Source organism: Heliophilum fasciatum (assembly GCF_004341395.1).
In the GTDB taxonomy this organism is placed as follows: Bacteria; Bacillota; Desulfitobacteriia; order Heliobacteriales; family Heliobacteriaceae; genus Heliophilum; species Heliophilum fasciatum.
The window spans coordinates 91,049-108,286 of record NZ_SLXT01000005.1 but is presented as its reverse complement, the minus strand read 5'-3'; the positions used below and the strand labels follow the sequence as shown (position 1 = coordinate 108,286).

Sequence of the window (17,238 nt, the reverse complement as noted above, 5' to 3'; positions counted from 1 at the left end):
GCCAGGGCAATGGGGTAATGTCCGGTTAGGAGTAGAGTTCGGTCCGTCGATCACGAAAAACCGGGATGGTACGGCGTACTTGCTCTACCTGCTCCAGATCAATTTCTGCCCACAGCCATCCGGGTTGTTCATCCGCTTCAGCCACGATACGTCCCCAAGGATCAATGACCATCGAATGACCGGGAAAATGGGTCCCCCGCCCATCATCACCAGTACGATTGCACGCGACCACAAAACACTGGTTTTCAATGGCTCGCGCTTGTATCAACAGTCGCCAGTGATCGAGGCGTGCCGTGGGCCATTGGGCTGCCACAAATAGGACGGCACATCCACCGATAACGGTTTTACGAATCCATTCGGGAAAGCGCAGATCATAACAGATCACTGCGCCACAAGGGACGGTGCCAATGGAAAAATTCCCCGTTTGATTACCAGCGATGAGATAGCGATCTTCCTCCATCAAAGAAAAAAGGTGAACTTTGTCATAACTTAACTTCTGTTGACCATCAGGGCCAAAGGCTAACATGCGATTCACAAAGCCATCACCTTGGCGTACCGGTATGGAACCGCCGACGATCGTTGCGCCGGTTTGTCGTGCCCAAGCACGCAGCGTTGTTCCCGTTGGCTCGTTATCTTGATCGGCTAATTGATCTAACGATTTCAGGGCGTAACCGCTCGTCCACATTTCCGGCAATAATATCACATCAATTGCCTGATCCTGTATCTCTGTGAGATATTTCGCCACCGTAGCTCTATTGCTTGCCGGCAGTCCGTACGCAACGTTGAACTGCAATAATCCAATCTTCATCTTTATTCTCCTTGTTTATCCACATTATCCACAGAGTTATCAACAATTTCTGGTATTATAACTTTTTATTTACTCTATAGTGCGCTCGATTCCACTTCCATTGACAGGATGCATTTCTATTTTACCTTGTCTTACGGCAATCGGGTAGTTGTACCAGCGTCGCCGAAGCCAAAACACCGGTACAACTACCTGAAGGTCACTATCGACGGGGAACCATCAATGAACGACCGGCTTCAATTCGATCGGTTTCACTGAGGCGATTCCAGCGACGAAACTGTTCTTCGGAAACGCCATGGCGACGGGCTAACATGCCTACAGTTTCCCCAGGAGCTACTTTGATCATTTTCCAACTGCTTGATGTACTTGGTTGACTGACTGAACTGACGCGATGTACGGCAGTATCGCTGAGATTATTGGTCCCGCCAACGGTCGGTTGAGCTAATCGACGGGGCCGGGGAACCCCTTCCCGTTGTCCCATTGATGGGGGGGTACTTTTTTCAAGATTTTTTTCTCCCACTTTCGGTGCCACCGGTGGCGGTGGAGCTTCACTGCGCGCCAATGCCCGCCCTGCCCGTCGTTCCGGTATGTTACGCTCTGCCACTTCGCGACGCTCGTTTTTGGTCGGAATACGGATCCTCGGTGAAAATTCGCCGGCACTGGGGATTATGTTTTCCTGAATTTCTTCTTTATTATCCGCCGGGATAACAGTCTCCGTTAATTCGACAATTTCCACTTCTTTGATTGCTTCAACGGCTTCAACGGCTTCAACTACCTCGGCTGATTCGGTTGATTCGGCTACCTCAGCTACCACGGGTGCTTCGGCTACCACGGGTGCTTCGGCTACTTCGGTTACCACGGGTGCTTCGGCTACTTCGGCTACCACGGGTGCTTCGGCTACTTCAGCTACCACGGGTGCTTCGGCTACTTCAGCTACCACGGGTGCTTCGGCTACTTCAGCTACCACGGGTGCTTCGGCTACTTCGGCTACCACAGGTACTTCAGCTATGGGTGCTTCCGTCACGGCCGCTTCCGTCACGGCTGTTTCAGTCACCACGGCTGCTTCGGCTACCTCGACTGCTTTCGTTTCCTCATTTCCCTCAGCTAACCGCTGGGCTTCCTTATCCTTAGGTAACTCAGCCGCTACAAACATTTCTGCTTCAATAGCTGTATCCACATTTGCTACTTCGGGTTCTTCAGCTACTTCGGCGACTTCCGGCGCCTCCACTGTGTCGTTAAAATCCACAGCAGTTTCCGTAACTTGAACCTCCTCAACGACCGCCTCTTTTTTGCTCGATTCTTCAATCAACTCCGTAAGTTTAACTGCTTCGGCAACCGTTGTTTCTATCTCTGTGGACTTAGTGACTTCATCCACCTCGATTGCTTCAGTTACCTCACTTACCTCAGTTGTCTTAGTTGCCTCAGTCACCTCAGTCACCTCAGTTGCCTCAGTTGCCTCAGTTGCCTCAGTTACCTCAGTTACCTCAGTTACCTCAATTGTCCCAGTTGCCCTAGTTGTCTCAGTTGCCTCAATTGTCTCAATCGCATCAATTGCCTCAACGGGATCATGTATCGCTGGTGCAGCAACGGCTGGCGCGGCAACGGCCTCTGCTACATCGACCACTTCAGCGACCGGCCAGGGCATTTCCTCCGTTTCTTCGGCCGTACCCATGACCTTTTCTTCCATCGCCACACGCCCCCATCCCGTCAGGGACCATCCCGTTTCCAAGCGATGTACTTGCGGAACACCTAAGTTTGCCCCTCCCCAGTCAGCCTCTACCTCCGATACCTCCTGGGCCATGATCAGCGGCAACTCCTCACCGAGTGACCAGATTAACTGCCCACACAATTTACCCTGACTATTTTCCATTCGTTCAAAACGCCAAGCACATAAAGCCGGTCTTTCCTGCGGAAAAGCGCCTTCCAACTCCATCCGCACCAAAGTCTCACGCCATTCCGACGTTTCCTGAACCGCCATTGGCGTTGGTGCCAGCGCCAGCACTACATCGATCCGCACCTCACCGTCATGCCAATAGGGATGCGTCAGGACATTCTGAACCTGAGGAACAAGGCCCTTCGCTTCCGCTAAGGAGGAGCGATGAATCAACAAAGACACCGTTTGTTCCCGTTCGATCACCTTGGGCCCTGATGGCACTCCTTCCAAAAAGCTACCCCAGCCATCGCCCTCCGACTTTTCACGGTTAACATCTTCATGCTCACGCCCAATAAGCGCCCGTAACCAGATCAACACCGTCATGTCATAAAGCTCACCGGCTTCCACGACATCCTGGATAAAAACTTCCGTTTCTAATGAATGAACCGTTTCCAGTCCCCGCTCATAAGGTCCTGCCTGAAAGGTAACTACCTGCAGTCGCGTATTCGGCAGGCAACGAAAACCATCCACCATAACTCCTCCTTCATCGTCCATAACCAAGATTTTCTGCTCCTTAATCAAGCTACGCGCCGACCGCTCCTGCTATGAACAAAAAAAGCAGGTAGCTTACGCCCCTGCTTTGATTGCCTACCGATTATTTTTGTTGATTGGCCGACTCTGGCTGTGCCGGCCCCTTCAGCAATTCTGTTTCTTGTTTACTTACGTCCACAAAAAACAAAGGTTCACCAAACTTATCGATGCCATAGCTCCGGATTAGCTCCTGCCCCCGTTCCGAAACCAAAAAATCAGCAAATGCTTTGCCGCCCGCGCTATTGACCTTCGGGAATTTTTCGCCATTTACTTCCATCACATGATAAATGTTCAGCAGCGCCGGATCCTTCTCCAAGAGCACGATCAGACCCAAGTTCTTTTTCTGCGCCAAGTAGGTTGCCCGGTCGGTTAACGTATACCCGAGCTTTTCATTGGCCACATTTAACGTCTGCCCCATGCCGGCACCGGTTTCCTGATAGGCGGCACCGGCCGGTTTTACGGCTGCCTTTTTCCACAATGCTAATTCCATCTTGTGCGTACCGGAATCATCACCGCGGGAAACAAACAACTGACCGGAAGCGGCCAGCTTCTTCAGCCCGGCCACCGCATCGGTCATCCCGCGCAGCCCGGCCGGGTCCGCAGGAGGACCGACGATAATAAAATCATTGTGCATCAGCAATTGCCGGCGAATGGCCGTACCGTTTTCGATCAGCTTTTTCTCCGCTTCCGGCGCATGGACCAGTAACACATCGGCTTCGCCTTTTTCTCCAAGCGCCAATGCTTGTCCTGTACCGGCAGCGATCGGCTTGACCTGATACCCGGTCGCTTGCTCAAAAACCGGAATCAGCACATCAAGCAAGCCACTGTCCATGGTACTCGTCGTTGTCGCCAAAATTACCGTTGAATTGGCTAAAGGTGCAGCTTTTCCAAACTCACCGGCTTTTCCAAGCTCACCGGCTCCCGATTTCCCCGGCATTGCAGAATTACATGCTGTTAATACCAGCAACATGCCCAACAGGACCACTAATCCAGGCAAAACCCTGCCCCATCTTTGGCAATTCAATCCGCTCTCCCCTTCATCTTCGGTTCACTCATTTCCATAACCAGGCCGCCCTACGGTTCCTTCACGCAAGCACAACAGCACCGCACCGTCACCGTTGAAAGCCAGCGGTAAGACCAACTGCCCCGTTGGCGTCAACACGGTCATTGTTTGCTCCGTGCGCGCAACGATCGTACCGGCGATCAGCGGTCGTTTACCTAGAAAATCAGCCACGGTTCCATCAACCGGTGATTGCAGCAGTTCCTCCGGCGTCCCTTGCTGGCGAATCGACCCCTGGTCTAAAAAAACCACCTGATCAGCCAGCAAAAACATTTCCTCCAGCGCATGCGTCACAATCACTGCGGTAATCCCTTCTTCAGCCAACACTTCTCGCAAATCCCGGTAAAGTTCCTCCCGTGTGGGCGGATCGAGCGAGGCAAAGGGCTCGTCCATCAAAAACAATGCCGGTCGGTACGCCAGGGCACGGGCCAAGGACAAACGCTGCGCCTCACCACCGGAAAGTTCCTGGGCCGATCGGCCTAACAAGTGCGCGATACCCAAGCGTTCCGCCCAGTAGCCTACCGCTTCATCGACTTGCGCTTCCGGCAGCGCCCGCAGCCGTAAACCTTCGGCAATATTATCATAAACCGAAAGCTGATAAAGGCACGGTGTCTGAAAAACCATCGCCATCTGCCGCCGCAGTTCCAGCGCCTGCTGGCCATAGACCGGTTGTCCTTGAAATAACACCTGGCCTTGCGACATCCGCTCCAACCCGTGTAGCAAGCGCAGAAAGGTACTTTTACCGGCGCCATTGGGCCCGATAACCGCGGTAATTGAGCCGGACCGCAAGGTCCACTGATCGATCTGCAGGACGATCCGCTGGCCTTTGGTCACTTGTACATCCTGCAGAGTCATCGCTGCACCAGAAGGCTCCCCTGGTTTTCTTGTCAAGCTTCGCCGCTGCTGCGGGCGACTTGCAGGTACGTTGCGACTTTTCCGCCACCCTCGCTGCATCAACGTTAACAACATGGTCACCCCATAAGTGAGCAAGAGCAAGACCAGGCTCAAGGCAATGGCTACATCAAAATTCCCCTTGGAAACCTCCATGACGGTGGCTGTCGTCAACACCCGCGTCGAATCTTTCACGTTGCCACCGACCATCATCGACGCGCCCACCTCGGAGACAACACTGCCAAAGCCGGCAATCACCGCGCCCATGATCGCCAAACGGGCCTCTAAAACCAACCGGCGCAACAACTGCCAGCGCGTCGCCCCAAGCGAAAGGATCTGCAACGACAAATTCGGCTCTAAACTGCTGATCGCCGCGAAGGTTAACCCCGTGATCACCGGCCAAGCAATCACACTTTGCGCCAACACCATGGCCGCCGGCGTATACAGTAGCCCCAACGTTCCCAAAGGACCGCTTCGCCAGAGCAATATAGAAACAAATAAACCGACAACAACCGGCGGCAACCCCATTCCCGTATTGACCAGTGAAACCAAAAGCCCCTTGCCGGGAAACCGTGCTAGCGCCAACACCACTCCGGCGGGGATCCCCAATAACAGACTAAGCACCGTTGCCGTTGCCGATACCTCGATCGTCAAAAGCACCACTGCCCAGACTGCATCGTCACCGTACCACAACAATTGCAGTCCTTGCCACAATCCCTCCAAGATCATCGCCACCGGCAGCACCTCGTCATTTTTGTGGGATTCCGAGCCGATCGGCCCATCGATTCATATTTTCGCGATTACCCATTTTTTCGCCATTACCACGATGATTCCTGCAAAAAAAATAAGCCTCGCTTTCCTTAGGGAAAACAGGCTCAAGTTATCCTTCTCATCCACTGGCCAAGGTCGAATCGTCCCGATCATCCCGGACTGCCCAAAGCGAGTAAACATAATCACCAAGGGGAATGACTTTTTCCCCATACTTGGACACCAAGAGTTGTACATGTTGCGACCCATCCTTTCGGGTCATTCCTTCTTCCCCACCTTCCAGAAGCAACGCCACTTGCCGCTGCGCTTGCGCCATTGCCTCCTCACCGCAAGCACGCTTGAGCAGCAAGGTTCCCCGCTCCGTCTCCACCAGCCAATCGGGCGCTTGCTCCACAATCGCGCCGGCCGTCAGATCATGCTCAGCCAGCACCTGGTCCAGATCATCTGGATTGAGCGGTTCGGTCACCGAAGCCACAAACAGATCGTCTAACCGTAAGGCCTGCACGATCTGATCCCAATCGGGTGGCTGCGCTGAAAAAGCATCTTCCGGAGCCAGCGGGATCACGACAGGCAGTTCCCAAGAAGGCATGGTATCCACAGCGTCATGTTCTTTTTTTACCGCCAGCGGCGCCTTTTTGCTGTTGCCGGTCCGTTCTTTGACAGCCTTGCGCTTACCGCCGGTTCCCGTTCGTTCACCGCTGTTGCGCTCCCGGTTATTCCCGGAATGTTCCCCGGCGGCGTTGGACCGCTGCGCCCGCTTCGGCTGTTTTGCCTGCTTGGGATAACGAAACCGGGGATCGGCGCCGATATAGCAGCTATAATGCAACACCATACCTCCCATCTCCCCCCTCCTCAATCTGCAAATACTCAGCGAGCGCTTTGCGATACAATGATCGCTCCGCCTCTTGGGCAACGGCCTGCTTGAGTGCCGCGATCATCGCCATTTTTTCATAGCCATAGCGGTAATAGCCGGCTACGGTCGACCAAAATTCCACTGGTAACCGCAGCAACGCAATCAATAACCGCTTTTCCTCCAGTGCCAGCACTCGCCGTTCCTGATAAGCAGCCAACGCCGCCTGCGCCGCATCAGCAGACCATCCACCGGTCCGCATCGCCAGATATCGCAAAAACTCAGCCAGTTCCACGCTGGGTAACAGCCAGCCGCATTTTTTCCAACCGATGATCGCCAAGCGGCCTCGTTCATCAATCAACAGGTGTTCTTCGCGCCAATCACCATGGCCCACTTGACCGCTGCTTCTGGCCGCCGCAACCAACTGAGTTACTTCCTGCTCATCAAAGCAGGCCAAGCCATAGCGCATCTTTTGCTCAAACTCGGTAGCATAGGCTAAAAAAAAGCGGCCAAAATCACCTTGCGCTGCCGCAGCAGTTGGCGCCAATGCAAGTGAACGGTAAAGCGTGAAACTGCGGCCCAGTCCATGCTCGTCAATCCCTGCCAACCAAAAATCACAATCCCGTGCCGGCCTGCCGATCCCACCGGTAGCACCAATGCGGTGAACATCGCCCAGCGCACCGGCTACCAGTTGCAGTTCATCACGATTGGTCAAATCGGCTGGCCGCCCCGGTAACCAATCAACTAAGCCATAACCATCAAGGCCGTCCGTAACCAAAGGGGCGCCATGGCGCGTGTGAATCAGCCGGTTCGTGCGGCGCAAACCACCCTCGGCCATCTGCTCCAACACCGCATGCATCACCGTCAGCCGTTCGCGGCCCTGGGGCAAGCGATATAACACCTTGACCCCACGATCCGTCTCAATCTGCCACATCGCTTGCCCACCGGTGACGGCTTGCACCGTATAGGCATATTCCTGAAGAACCAGCAGGAGATCCTCCGAAGCAACCAGCTTCGTTCACCCCTTTCTTCCGTTCACCACCGCTACCGGTGGCCTGGTTCAGAGACGTAGCCAGTATATGCACCATACCTATCATTATGACACCCATCGGCACCTCAGACTAACCTACAAAGCTGCCGGCAGCGGTAGTTCTTTCGGCATCACCGGCCGCCAAGTCGCCCCAAGCCACATCCTGCTCATCGCGAGTCATACGAGCGGCCCACTTGCCACAGCGATCACCCCAGCGAGCTACCGGCGAACCAGCTGTGATCACCTCAATCACTTCGCAGCCATTGGCACAGTCACTGCATTCCCACGATCCGGCTTGCACCACTGCGTCGGCAACGGCCATTCCTTTAAAACGTGTGGCTACGCCATGACTTTCCACCCATTCTTTGGCCAACAAGGCCGCACCGATCGCCCCCATCACCCCATGCTGGGGCGGCACGATCACCGGCGCACCCAGCGCTTCTTCAAAAGCTTGTTTCATCCCCACATTGGCCGCTACGCCTCCTTGAAAAACAAAAGGGGCTTCCAAGCGCTTACCCTTGGCCAAGTTACTGAGGAAATTGCGCACCAGCGCTGCACAAAGGCCGGCTACAATCTCCGGCAACCCATGGCCTGTCTGCTGTTTGTGAATCATATCGGACTCGGCAAAGACAGCACAACGGCCGGCAATCCGCACGGCATGCTTAGCTTCCAGCGCCATCGCGCCTAGCTTTTCGATCGGCATTTGCATACGCGCCGCCTGTTGATCCAAAAAGGATCCCGTGCCGGCTGCACAAACGGTATTCATGGCGAAATCGGTGACCACCCCGTCACGGCAAAGAATCAACTTGGAATCTTGACCGCCGATCTCTAAAATCGTTCGGACAGCCGGTACCAGATGCGTCGCCGCTGCCGCATGGGTCGTAATCTCATTTTTTACTACATCGGCCCCGACAAGGACATCAGCCAGCATCCGCCCGGAACCGGTCGTTCCCACAGCCGCAATCATCGCATCATCATAATCCTTGGCTAGCTGCCGCAACCCTGCTTGAATCGATACTAAGGGCTTACCTTGCGTGCGCAAGTAAAGCGTTTCCCGTACATCGCCCTGGCCATCGATCATCACCAAATTCGTCGAAACCGATCCCACATCGATACCTAAAAAAAATCGCTGCATCTCGCTTGCTCCTCTGTTCATCTATTCAAACCGGCTTGCTGGATCCTATTCCGCCGTTCCAGCATATCCACAAAGGCTTCCAACCTTGTTTCCATACCGCCTTCACCAGTCTGTTCATCAACGAACAACGTCAATACGGGCAGATCTCGATCGTGACTTACTTGGGCCATGACCGACTGCGCCACAATCTCCGGCATACAGGTGAGTGGACCCACCTGCACTACGCCCATACAGCCTTGCTCGGCTAAGGCAATGGCCGAGCCGACCGTTTCCTGACCATGACCGCCGATCTCACAGCCGATATAGGGCGCCGCCAAGGCTTGAATGGACCGCCGTTCCGTTCGCGTCTTAAACAAATGCTCCTGAATCCAGCGGCTTAAGTAAAGCTGGCGACGCACTTCCACGCCTAACCGGCCGAGTTTTTTCGCCAGATCGCCGCTCCCATTGGGCTCCAACAACGCATAAATCTCACCGACCATACCGACGACAATCGGCCGCTTTTGCCAATCCAAAGGTAATGCATGCATGGCCTGCAAGCCTTCAGCGAGCACGCGACGGACATCGGCAATATTTTTGGCTTGATCGATCAGGTCACAGTAACGCCCATAAACCCGATCGACATCACCGATCCGCCGTTCCCGGCAGCGTAAGCGCAACAGTTCTTGCTCTAGTCGATCTAGAGCCACCGACTTTTCATAGGCCAACCGTACGGCTTTTACAATCCGCCACCACGACGCCTGCCCCGTCAGTACTTTGATGCGCTGTAACAGTTCCCCCATGTGCTTCTCCGGCGGTTCCAAGACGATCATCTGCACCGCGTGGGCCGTGTCGCGCAAGATTTCCTGCTGCACCTGATGATAATAACCAAACCGGCAGGGGCCCACACCGCCGACCATGACGACCGTATCGGCACCTTGCTCCACAGCTTGCCAGAAGTTGCCTAAGTTAATCTTGAGGGGCAAACAAGCGCCTTCCGGCGCCAACGCCACACCCAGTGACAAAGTATGGCGACTGATCGGCGGTGGTACAACCACTTCTACCCCTAATTCAGCAAACAACGCTTTTACGACAATATCCATTCGTCCCATATGGGGAAAGGTCACCTTCATCGTACGCCCTCCGTCACACCGGCACCGTCGCCGATCGCACTTGCCGCTTTTGCTCAATCACATCCAAAAACGCATCCAAGCGCGTCTCCATCCCGGCATCGCCGCCATGTTCGTCAACAGTCAATAATAAAAACGGGAGATTACCCTCCCGCCGCGCAAACCGTTCCACCAGATCGCCAATCAAGCTATCGGGTCCGCAGCCAAAAGGTGCCACAAAAATCATGCCCTCCAGTGGTTTCCCCATCCAGTGCAACGCACCGCCAAGCAATTGTTGACCGAAGGACCAGAAAAGTCGTTTGGGCAGATGTTCGGTGGCACGACCAGCTTCCTCCCCATCAACGGTCATCACCGTGCGCACCGCTACGGCTCGTTTGCGCAGCTTGGTAATTAACCCCATGCTGATCAAGGGATCAAACAGCACATAGGGATGGCCGACGACGACCACCGTCGGCCCTTCCTCACCGGGCAGGTTGATAGGCTGGTTTTTCCGTACCGGCTTGCCTGGCACCGGCGGCCCTTGTAGCAGCAGCGTGCCTGCCTTCTCCCACGGTGCCAGCGCCTCAGGCAAAAGCATGCCGCTTTGAATCTGACTCTCATATTTTGCTTGCATCGCCAAGGCAGTCTGCAACGCATAGCGCACCCGTGATGCAGCCACACCCAACTGCTTACCTACCGTACGCAACGCATCGGACCAACCGCCGCCGGCTTGGCGACAATTCACATCGACCGTCAACAGCGGTAATTGCTCATCACCTAAAGCAGCCACCGATCGCAACATATCAGGCAAGCCCAAAAACTTAGGACAAAGATAAGTTCCCTCTTGCACACTGATCAAGCGCGGCACAAAAATATGATCCACTTTGCCCTGCAACGAGTAGACATGACCAAAAAAGATCTTCACCGGCGAACAGGCTTCATCAACCACCCGCAACTTGCCCTGCGCTAACACCGCCGGATTGGATACCGGTGAAAGCAGCACCTGGCAACCCATCGCTTCAAAAAAAGCACGCCAAAGCGGCAAATATTCATAGTATGCCAGCCCCCGCGGAATACCGATCACCGTCGGACGCGGCCGTGATTGTGCTAAACCAAGCCAATTGATTTTCAACGTTACTGCCTCCCCCAACGTGAGCGAACCCATTCCCATAAAGAGCGTCGGCTATGGCGCCAGCGAACCGTGCTCTCCGGCAGTTCATCCATTTGCTCCCGCCGCCGCCCTCGACGCTGGCGGCCTTTCTCTACCGCTGCCGTCGGTTTTTCCGCCGTTGTCTGGGAAACGCCGGCACCGGCCGGCCTGGCAGACCCACCGGAAGTACCGGCAAATTCCTCCGGCAGCCGATCGGGATCAATGGGCTTCAAGAAACTGGGGCGCATCCGTTTTGCCGGCACCGGTCCCCGCCAAAGAGCGCCGCCAAGCATGGACCACGAAAAGGGCACAACCGGCCAGAAATAGGAATAGCCAAAGGATTTGGTGCTGACGATTAACGTCCCGACCATCACCAAGCCCACCAAGAAACCGGGCCAGCTAAAGGCGGCGACCATAGTCAATAAAAACAAGCGGATCAAGCGGTTCGCCTGTCCCAATTCATAGGACGGCGTCGCAAAAGTCCCAACAGCGGCAACAGCGATATAAAGCACAATTTCCGGATGAAACAACCCAACTTTGATCGCCACTTCACCGATCATGAAGGCGGCAATCAAACCCAGGGCCGTAGCCAGCGGCGACGGCGTATGGATGGCCGCCATCCGGATCATATCTAAGCCAAACTCAGCGACCAGCACTTGGAGAAAGAGCGGCACCGAACCGGCTTCTTTGGGACCGATAAAAGCCAAGGATGCCGGCAATAATTCTGGCCGCATGGAGACCATCAACCAAAGGGGCAACACAAAGATCGATGCTAACACCGCCAAATAGCGCACCAGCCGGAGATAGATCCCTACCGGTGCATTTTGCCGGTACTCTTCCGCATGCTGCAAATGATGAAAATAGGTGACCGGTGTGATCATCACCGAAGGCGATGTATCGACAAGCACCAGCACATGGCCTTCCAACAAATGCATGGCCGATACATCAGGACGCTCCGTATAGCGCACACGCGGCAAGGGATTCCAGTCGCCGGCCGTAAGGAACTCTTCCAAGCTTTTTTCGGCCATGGGCAGCCCATCGACGTCAACTTCCTGAATCCGCTTGAGCATGTCCTCGACCAGATAGGGCTGGGCAATATCTTCGATATAGGCGACGGCCACATCCGTTTGCGATCGGCGTCCGACCTTAACCAGCTTAAAGCGCAACCGCGGATCACGAATGCGCCGCCGGATCATGGCCGTATTCGTCACCAAGGCCTCGGTAAAACCGTCGCGACTGCCCCGGACCACCCGCTCAATATCAGGTTCCTCCGGCGTTCTGCCGGGAAACTGGCGCGCTTCAATTAAGACAGCTTCATCTTCACCGTCGAACAACAGAGCAATCCGGCCCGAGAGAATATGGTAGTAAATCTTGCGGATTTCCTTTTCCCGCGAGACCTGCAAGTAATAAAGATGCTCATTAACTAGGCGCTCCAGATCAAAACCTGGCTTTTTGGCATCTGCTTCCACATACTCATTGAGACTTTTCATCACCTGGAGCATATCGAGATCTTTGGTAAAGCCATTGATGTAGTACATGGCCACCGAACGCCCGGCCAATTCCATCGAACGGCGTCCCACATCAAAGCCTACGTTGATGCCAAGCTCGGAGTCAAACTGTAAGATCGTCGCTTGCAGATCCGGTGACAAGGCACGCTTGCTTAAATTAGGATTGTCGTTTTGCTTGGGTGCCGCTGTTCGCCGCCCTCGTCCCTGCATGTTGTTCGCCTCCTCCATTTCTTTGCTCTGCCGCCTGCAAGATCACCTGCAAAGCTGCCGTCGTCACCGCCGCTCCCGCTTCCACACGATCAGCGCCGTTCATCTTACCGGGATCGCCCATGCCTACGACCAGCGGTACCGGCAGTTCCTCCAGCACGCTGATCGTATCGCCAATGAGCCGGCCCTCCGTCCGGTAACCGAATTTATCGACGGCGCCTTCCGTCCATCGGCCTGTCCGATCGATCGAGCCATCGACATGGGCACTTTCCCCACCGCCACTGCGGGACGCCGCCACCGCGATCACTCCCAGCAGCTCGATCCGCTCATCCTGCGCCAAGACGGCAAGCACCGCTTCCCCGGCACCTCGGCCCTGCTGGCCCCGATCATCGACCATCACCACGACCGGTTCACCGGGTTCTTCCATGATTAAGGCGATCAACGTCTCACCGGACAATGGTGTCGGGTTGCCGGCCGAAGCGAGCAAACACCGGGCGCCTACCTGCGCTGCAGCGAGTTGCACCGCCTGTTGTGCTTCGTCATCGCCATCAGTGACTACAATCACTTGCCGCCGGTTCATCGCTTGGGCTTGGGATCGAACAACACCGCCATCGTGTACCCAAAGATCACCGCCGTGGCCACACCAACGGCCGTCGCCTCAATACCGCCGCTCAATGCGCCTAGTAAGCCGCGTTCGTCGACCGAACGCATCGCTCCCTGGGCCAGCGCATGACCGAACCCGGAGAGCGGTACCGTTGCTCCGGCACCAGCCAGTTGCACCAGTGGCTCATACCAGCCCAAGGCACTGAGCACGGCACCGCCCGTCACTAATCCCACCATGACATGGCCCGCCGTGAGCGTCACCGGCGTCAAATCGATCACTAACTGCACCGCTAAGCAGATCAAACCGCCGATCAAAAAAGCCATTCCGATCTGTTCCATCGCTATTCCCCCCTCTCCAAAACCACAGCATGGCCGATCGCCGGAATCGATTCCCCCTGTTGCGAAGACATGGGACTGAAAAGCGCCCCCGTTCCCACAAAAAGCAACCGCCGGTAGCACCGGTCACGGAGCCGCCTCAGCAACTCCGATAAGATCACCACGGCCGAGCAACCACAGCCGCTGCCGCCAGCGTGGGTGTCTTGCCGGGACGCATCAAAAATCATTACTCCACAATCGAGCAACCGCTCACCGGGCACAACCCCTTCCGCCGCCATCAGCGCCCGGCACGCCGCATGACCGACATGGCCCAAATCACCGGTGACAATGGCGTCATAATCACCTACGGTCCGCTCTGTGTCGTGCAAATGCGTCAAAATCGTATGAGCCGCTGCCGGTGCCATCGCTGACCCCATATCACCGGCATCCTTCACACCCAGATCGACGACCTTACCGACCGTCACATGCGTTACCGTAACGGCACTGCGTCCTGCCAGCGACGCCGGATGGTGATACACCGCCGGCGAAGCCAGCGCTGCCGCCCCGGCGCCTGTCACCGTCCATTGCGCCTCCGGCGGCCGTTGCACGCCCAACTCATTGGGAGAACGAAATTGCCGCTCTGCCGTTTCATGATGACTTGATGCCGTAGCGACCAGACGGTCCACATAACCGCCATCGATCAACATGGCCCCTAAACCCAGTCCTTCTGCCATGGTGCTGCAAGCCCCGAAAATACCGAAAAAGGGGATCCCCAAGGCACGAGCGCTGAAGTTGGCGCTGATCGTTTGATTGAGCAGATCTCCCGCTAAGAGCAGTTCCGCATCACCTTCGGTCCAATCAGCCCTTTGACAAGCACCCCGAACAGCCGTAGTCATCAGCTTCGATTCCGTTTTCTCCCATGTTGTTTCTCCCCAGAGTGCGTCCGGAATCAACTGATCAAAGCATTCCCCTAACGGTCCTTCTCCTTCTTTGGTCCCGGCGATTGTATAAGCTCCCGCCAGATAGGGCGGTGCCGCTAAGGCAAAGGTCTGCTTGCCGCGCTTTTTCCCCATCACCGCCACCTCTCAGTGCATCCGCAAAAAATAAATCAAGCCAATCACTACTGACGATAGACAACCGTAGACGATCACCGGCCCGGCAATCGTGAACATTTTCGCACCTACGCCAAAAACATAGCCTTCCCGTTTAAACTCCATGGCTGAGGCAACAACGGCATTGGCAAATCCCGTGATCGGTACCAGCGACCCCGCTCCGGCATGTTTGCCTAACTGGTCATAAACGCCAATACCCGTCAAAAAAGCACCGATAAACACTAAGATCGCCGCTGTGGCCGCCGCCCCGTCAAAGGCATTAAGTCCCTGCCAGCGCCAAAAATTATGGATGCCCTGTCCCAGTGCGCAAAACAAACCACCGACGAAAAAAGCCCAAAGAGCATTCTTCGCAATCGTTCGTTTTGGTTTCATCGACTGAAGGAACCGGCGATATACCTTCGGTGTCCATTGCTCAAAAGAAAAGGCCATATCCATGCACCTCCCCGCTCTAGTATGCAATCAATCGCTGTTTTTTTATGCAAGACAACGGATCATCCGGCACTTACTGGCAATAAAAAAAGCAGCCCTGCGGCTGCCCCCTTGACTCTATCATTCTTCTTCCGCCGATTCCTTTTTGCTTCCTTCGTCCTGATACAGCATGCCCCGGATCTTTCGCAGCGCCGCCCGCTCAATCCGCGAGATCTGCACCTGCGAAAGCCCGATCTGTTCGGCTACTTCCATCTGTGTCTTGTCCTGAAAAAAGCGTAAATTTAAAATCTCCCGCTCCCGCGGCGCTACCCGTGACAACACATCCTTGAGGGCCAACTGCTCAAACCACACATGTTCCTCGCTGCCGGTTGAACGCAGTTGATCCAGGAGAAAAATCGGATCACCCTCATCTTGATAAAGGGTCTCATGAATCGATGTGGGCGCCTGCACCGCTTCCAAGGCTTCCACCACGTTCTCCACCGGCAACACCAGATGTTCGGCGATCTCCGTCACCGACGGATCACGCCCCAGCGTACCGGCCAGTTCCTGCTGGGCTCGGTAAATGCGCTGGGCCAGTTCTTTATAAGAGCGACTGACCTTCACCGGACTGTCATCGCGCAAAAAGCGCCGGATCTCGCCGATGATCATCGGTACAGCATAGGTACTGAAGCGGACTTGAAAGGTTGGATCAAATTTATCGATCGCTTTGATCAAACCGATCACGCCGATCTGAAACAAATCCTCCAACTCATAGCCACGATGCTGAAAGCGCTGCACCAGCGTAAAGACCAGCCGCAGGTTGCACTGAATCAATCGTTCCCGCGCTTGCTCATCCCCTTCACGCGCCTGCATGAGCAGCTGCGTCATCTCCGCTTCACCTAAAAGCGGAAAGCGGGGCAAATTCATCTCCGTCAGCCGTTGCGTCATTACGCCCCCACCTTACTGCACCGCACGCGCCAGGGCAGGTGCCATCTTAAACAACGTCACCCGCGTGCCGCGGCCCACTTGCGAATCCACTTCCAGCCGATCCATCAGCGATTGCATAAAAGCAAAACCCAATCCCATCCGCTCGGGAAGCGTCGAAAATGATGGCGTCATCGCCTGGGCCACATCGGCGATCCCGCGGCCATAATCCTCAACGACAATTTCCAAACCATTCTCATCGACAGCCACCATCAGATAAACCCGGCCGTGGGGACGGTTTTGATAACCATGCAAAATGGCATTGGATACAGCTTCCGAGACAGCTACCTTGACATCATCCAGATCGCTCAGCGTACAATCCATCCCGGCCAACATCGTCGCCACGACGACGCGGGCCAATGCTACATTTTCCGGCAAACTCATAAACTCCATTTTGACCACATTCCGGCTCACGCACCAAAACCTCCTTTCAGCATGCGAATCGCTTCACCTTCACCGGCAAAGCCAGGCATTACCTTGTACATCCCCGACAGTTCCAAGATACGATGAACGGCCGGTCGCGCGCCGACAAGCGCCATTTTTCCCCCCTGCGCGATCACCCGCTTGTAGCGGCCCAATAACAATCCGATCCCGGAACTGTCAATAAAGTCCACTTCCTGCAGTCCTAATACCAAATAACGCAACCGTTGCCGCTCCCATTCGCGATCGATCGAACGACGCAGTCCCTCACTGACGCCCATATCGATCTCACCGTACAGACGCACAACCAAAGCATCATCAAAACGCTGAATCTGTAATTCCACCGCCGCCACCATCCTTTTTTATCCATATCTCGTCCCCTTTTACTTCGATAACCGCAAGGAAAATCCTTCCTTATCGCGCTAATTCTTGTTTTTAAAAAA

17 protein-coding genes are annotated in these 17,238 nt (G+C 55.1%); all 17 read right to left on the bottom strand.

Going from position 1 to position 17,238, the window contains the following annotated elements:
- Positions 1–25: 25 nt before the first annotated feature.
- The 17 genes from EDD73_RS03930 to EDD73_RS03850 all read right to left on the bottom strand — a co-directional run bounded on the left by EDD73_RS03930 (position 26) and on the right by EDD73_RS03850 (position 17,139).
- Positions 26–808 (bottom strand): carbon-nitrogen family hydrolase, encoded by a 783-nt coding sequence (locus EDD73_RS03930; RefSeq protein WP_207668802.1) that lies wholly within the window; start codon positions 806–808, stop codon positions 26–28.
- Positions 809–1,007: 199 nt separating this feature from the next.
- Positions 1,008–3,209 carry a LysM peptidoglycan-binding domain-containing protein gene (locus EDD73_RS03925; RefSeq protein WP_131918474.1) on the bottom strand — a complete coding sequence of 734 codons (2,202 nt, stop codon included), beginning with the start codon at positions 3,207–3,209 and terminating at the stop codon, positions 1,008–1,010.
- A gap of 124 nt (positions 3,210–3,333) precedes the next feature.
- Entirely contained in the window at positions 3,334–4,239 is a 906-nt protein-coding gene (locus tag EDD73_RS03920) for an ABC transporter substrate-binding protein (RefSeq protein ID WP_131918548.1), read from the bottom strand.
- 78 nt (positions 4,240–4,317) lie between these two features.
- Positions 4,318–5,949 carry an ABC transporter permease gene (locus EDD73_RS15520; RefSeq protein WP_341467343.1) on the bottom strand — a complete coding sequence of 544 codons (1,632 nt, stop codon included), beginning with the start codon at positions 5,947–5,949 and terminating at the stop codon, positions 4,318–4,320.
- A gap of 160 nt (positions 5,950–6,109) precedes the next feature.
- The gene (locus EDD73_RS03910) at positions 6,110–6,829 is read right to left on the bottom strand and encodes a hypothetical protein (RefSeq protein ID WP_131918473.1); all 720 of its coding nucleotides are present in this window, start codon (positions 6,827–6,829) and stop codon (positions 6,110–6,112) included.
- A complete protein-coding gene (locus EDD73_RS03905) occupies positions 6,804–7,799 on the bottom strand; it encodes a phosphotransferase (protein WP_131918472.1) in 996 nt (331 codons plus the stop codon). The genes EDD73_RS03910 and EDD73_RS03905 overlap by 26 nt, the downstream gene beginning before the upstream one ends.
- A 160-nt stretch (positions 7,800–7,959) precedes the next feature.
- A complete protein-coding gene (locus EDD73_RS03900; protein WP_131918471.1) occupies positions 7,960–9,003 on the bottom strand; it encodes an acyl-CoA dehydratase activase in 1,044 nt (347 codons plus the stop codon).
- A gap of 17 nt (positions 9,004–9,020) precedes the next feature.
- Positions 9,021–10,112, bottom strand: a complete 1,092-nt coding sequence (locus EDD73_RS03895; protein WP_131918470.1) for an acyl-CoA dehydratase activase-related protein — start codon at positions 10,110–10,112, stop codon at positions 9,021–9,023.
- A 13-nt stretch (positions 10,113–10,125) separates the two neighbouring features.
- Positions 10,126–11,220: an acyl-CoA dehydratase activase-related protein gene (locus tag EDD73_RS03890; RefSeq protein WP_165876306.1), complete on the bottom strand. Its 1,095-nt coding sequence runs from the start codon at positions 11,218–11,220 to the stop codon at positions 10,126–10,128.
- A gap of 2 nt (positions 11,221–11,222) precedes the next feature.
- Positions 11,223–12,956: a spore germination protein gene (locus EDD73_RS03885; protein ID WP_165876305.1), complete on the bottom strand. Its 1,734-nt coding sequence runs from the start codon at positions 12,954–12,956 to the stop codon at positions 11,223–11,225.
- Entirely contained in the window at positions 12,904–13,533 is a 630-nt protein-coding gene (locus EDD73_RS03880) for a stage V sporulation protein AE (RefSeq protein WP_131918467.1), read from the bottom strand. Before EDD73_RS03880 ends, EDD73_RS03885 begins: the two co-directional genes overlap by 53 nt.
- Positions 13,530–13,895: a SpoVA/SpoVAEb family sporulation membrane protein gene (locus EDD73_RS03875; protein WP_131918466.1), complete on the bottom strand. Its 366-nt coding sequence runs from the start codon at positions 13,893–13,895 to the stop codon at positions 13,530–13,532. Before EDD73_RS03875 ends, EDD73_RS03880 begins: the two co-directional genes overlap by 4 nt.
- Before the next feature lie 2 nt (positions 13,896–13,897).
- A complete protein-coding gene (spoVAD, locus tag EDD73_RS03870; RefSeq protein ID WP_131918465.1) occupies positions 13,898–14,944 on the bottom strand; it encodes a stage V sporulation protein AD in 1,047 nt (348 codons plus the stop codon).
- 12 nt (positions 14,945–14,956) lie between these two features.
- Positions 14,957–15,412: a stage V sporulation protein AC gene (gene spoVAC / locus EDD73_RS03865; RefSeq protein ID WP_243116782.1), complete on the bottom strand. Its 456-nt coding sequence runs from the start codon at positions 15,410–15,412 to the stop codon at positions 14,957–14,959.
- 120 nt (positions 15,413–15,532) lie between these two features.
- Positions 15,533–16,339, bottom strand: a complete 807-nt coding sequence (gene sigF / locus EDD73_RS03860; RefSeq protein WP_131918463.1) for an RNA polymerase sporulation sigma factor SigF — start codon at positions 16,337–16,339, stop codon at positions 15,533–15,535.
- A gap of 12 nt (positions 16,340–16,351) precedes the next feature.
- The gene (spoIIAB, locus tag EDD73_RS03855; protein ID WP_131918547.1) at positions 16,352–16,768 is read right to left on the bottom strand and encodes an anti-sigma F factor; all 417 of its coding nucleotides are present in this window, start codon (positions 16,766–16,768) and stop codon (positions 16,352–16,354) included.
- A gap of 17 nt (positions 16,769–16,785) precedes the next feature.
- Positions 16,786–17,139 (bottom strand): STAS domain-containing protein, encoded by a 354-nt coding sequence (locus EDD73_RS03850; protein ID WP_131918462.1) that lies wholly within the window; start codon positions 17,137–17,139, stop codon positions 16,786–16,788.
- Positions 17,140–17,238 lie beyond the last annotated feature (99 nt).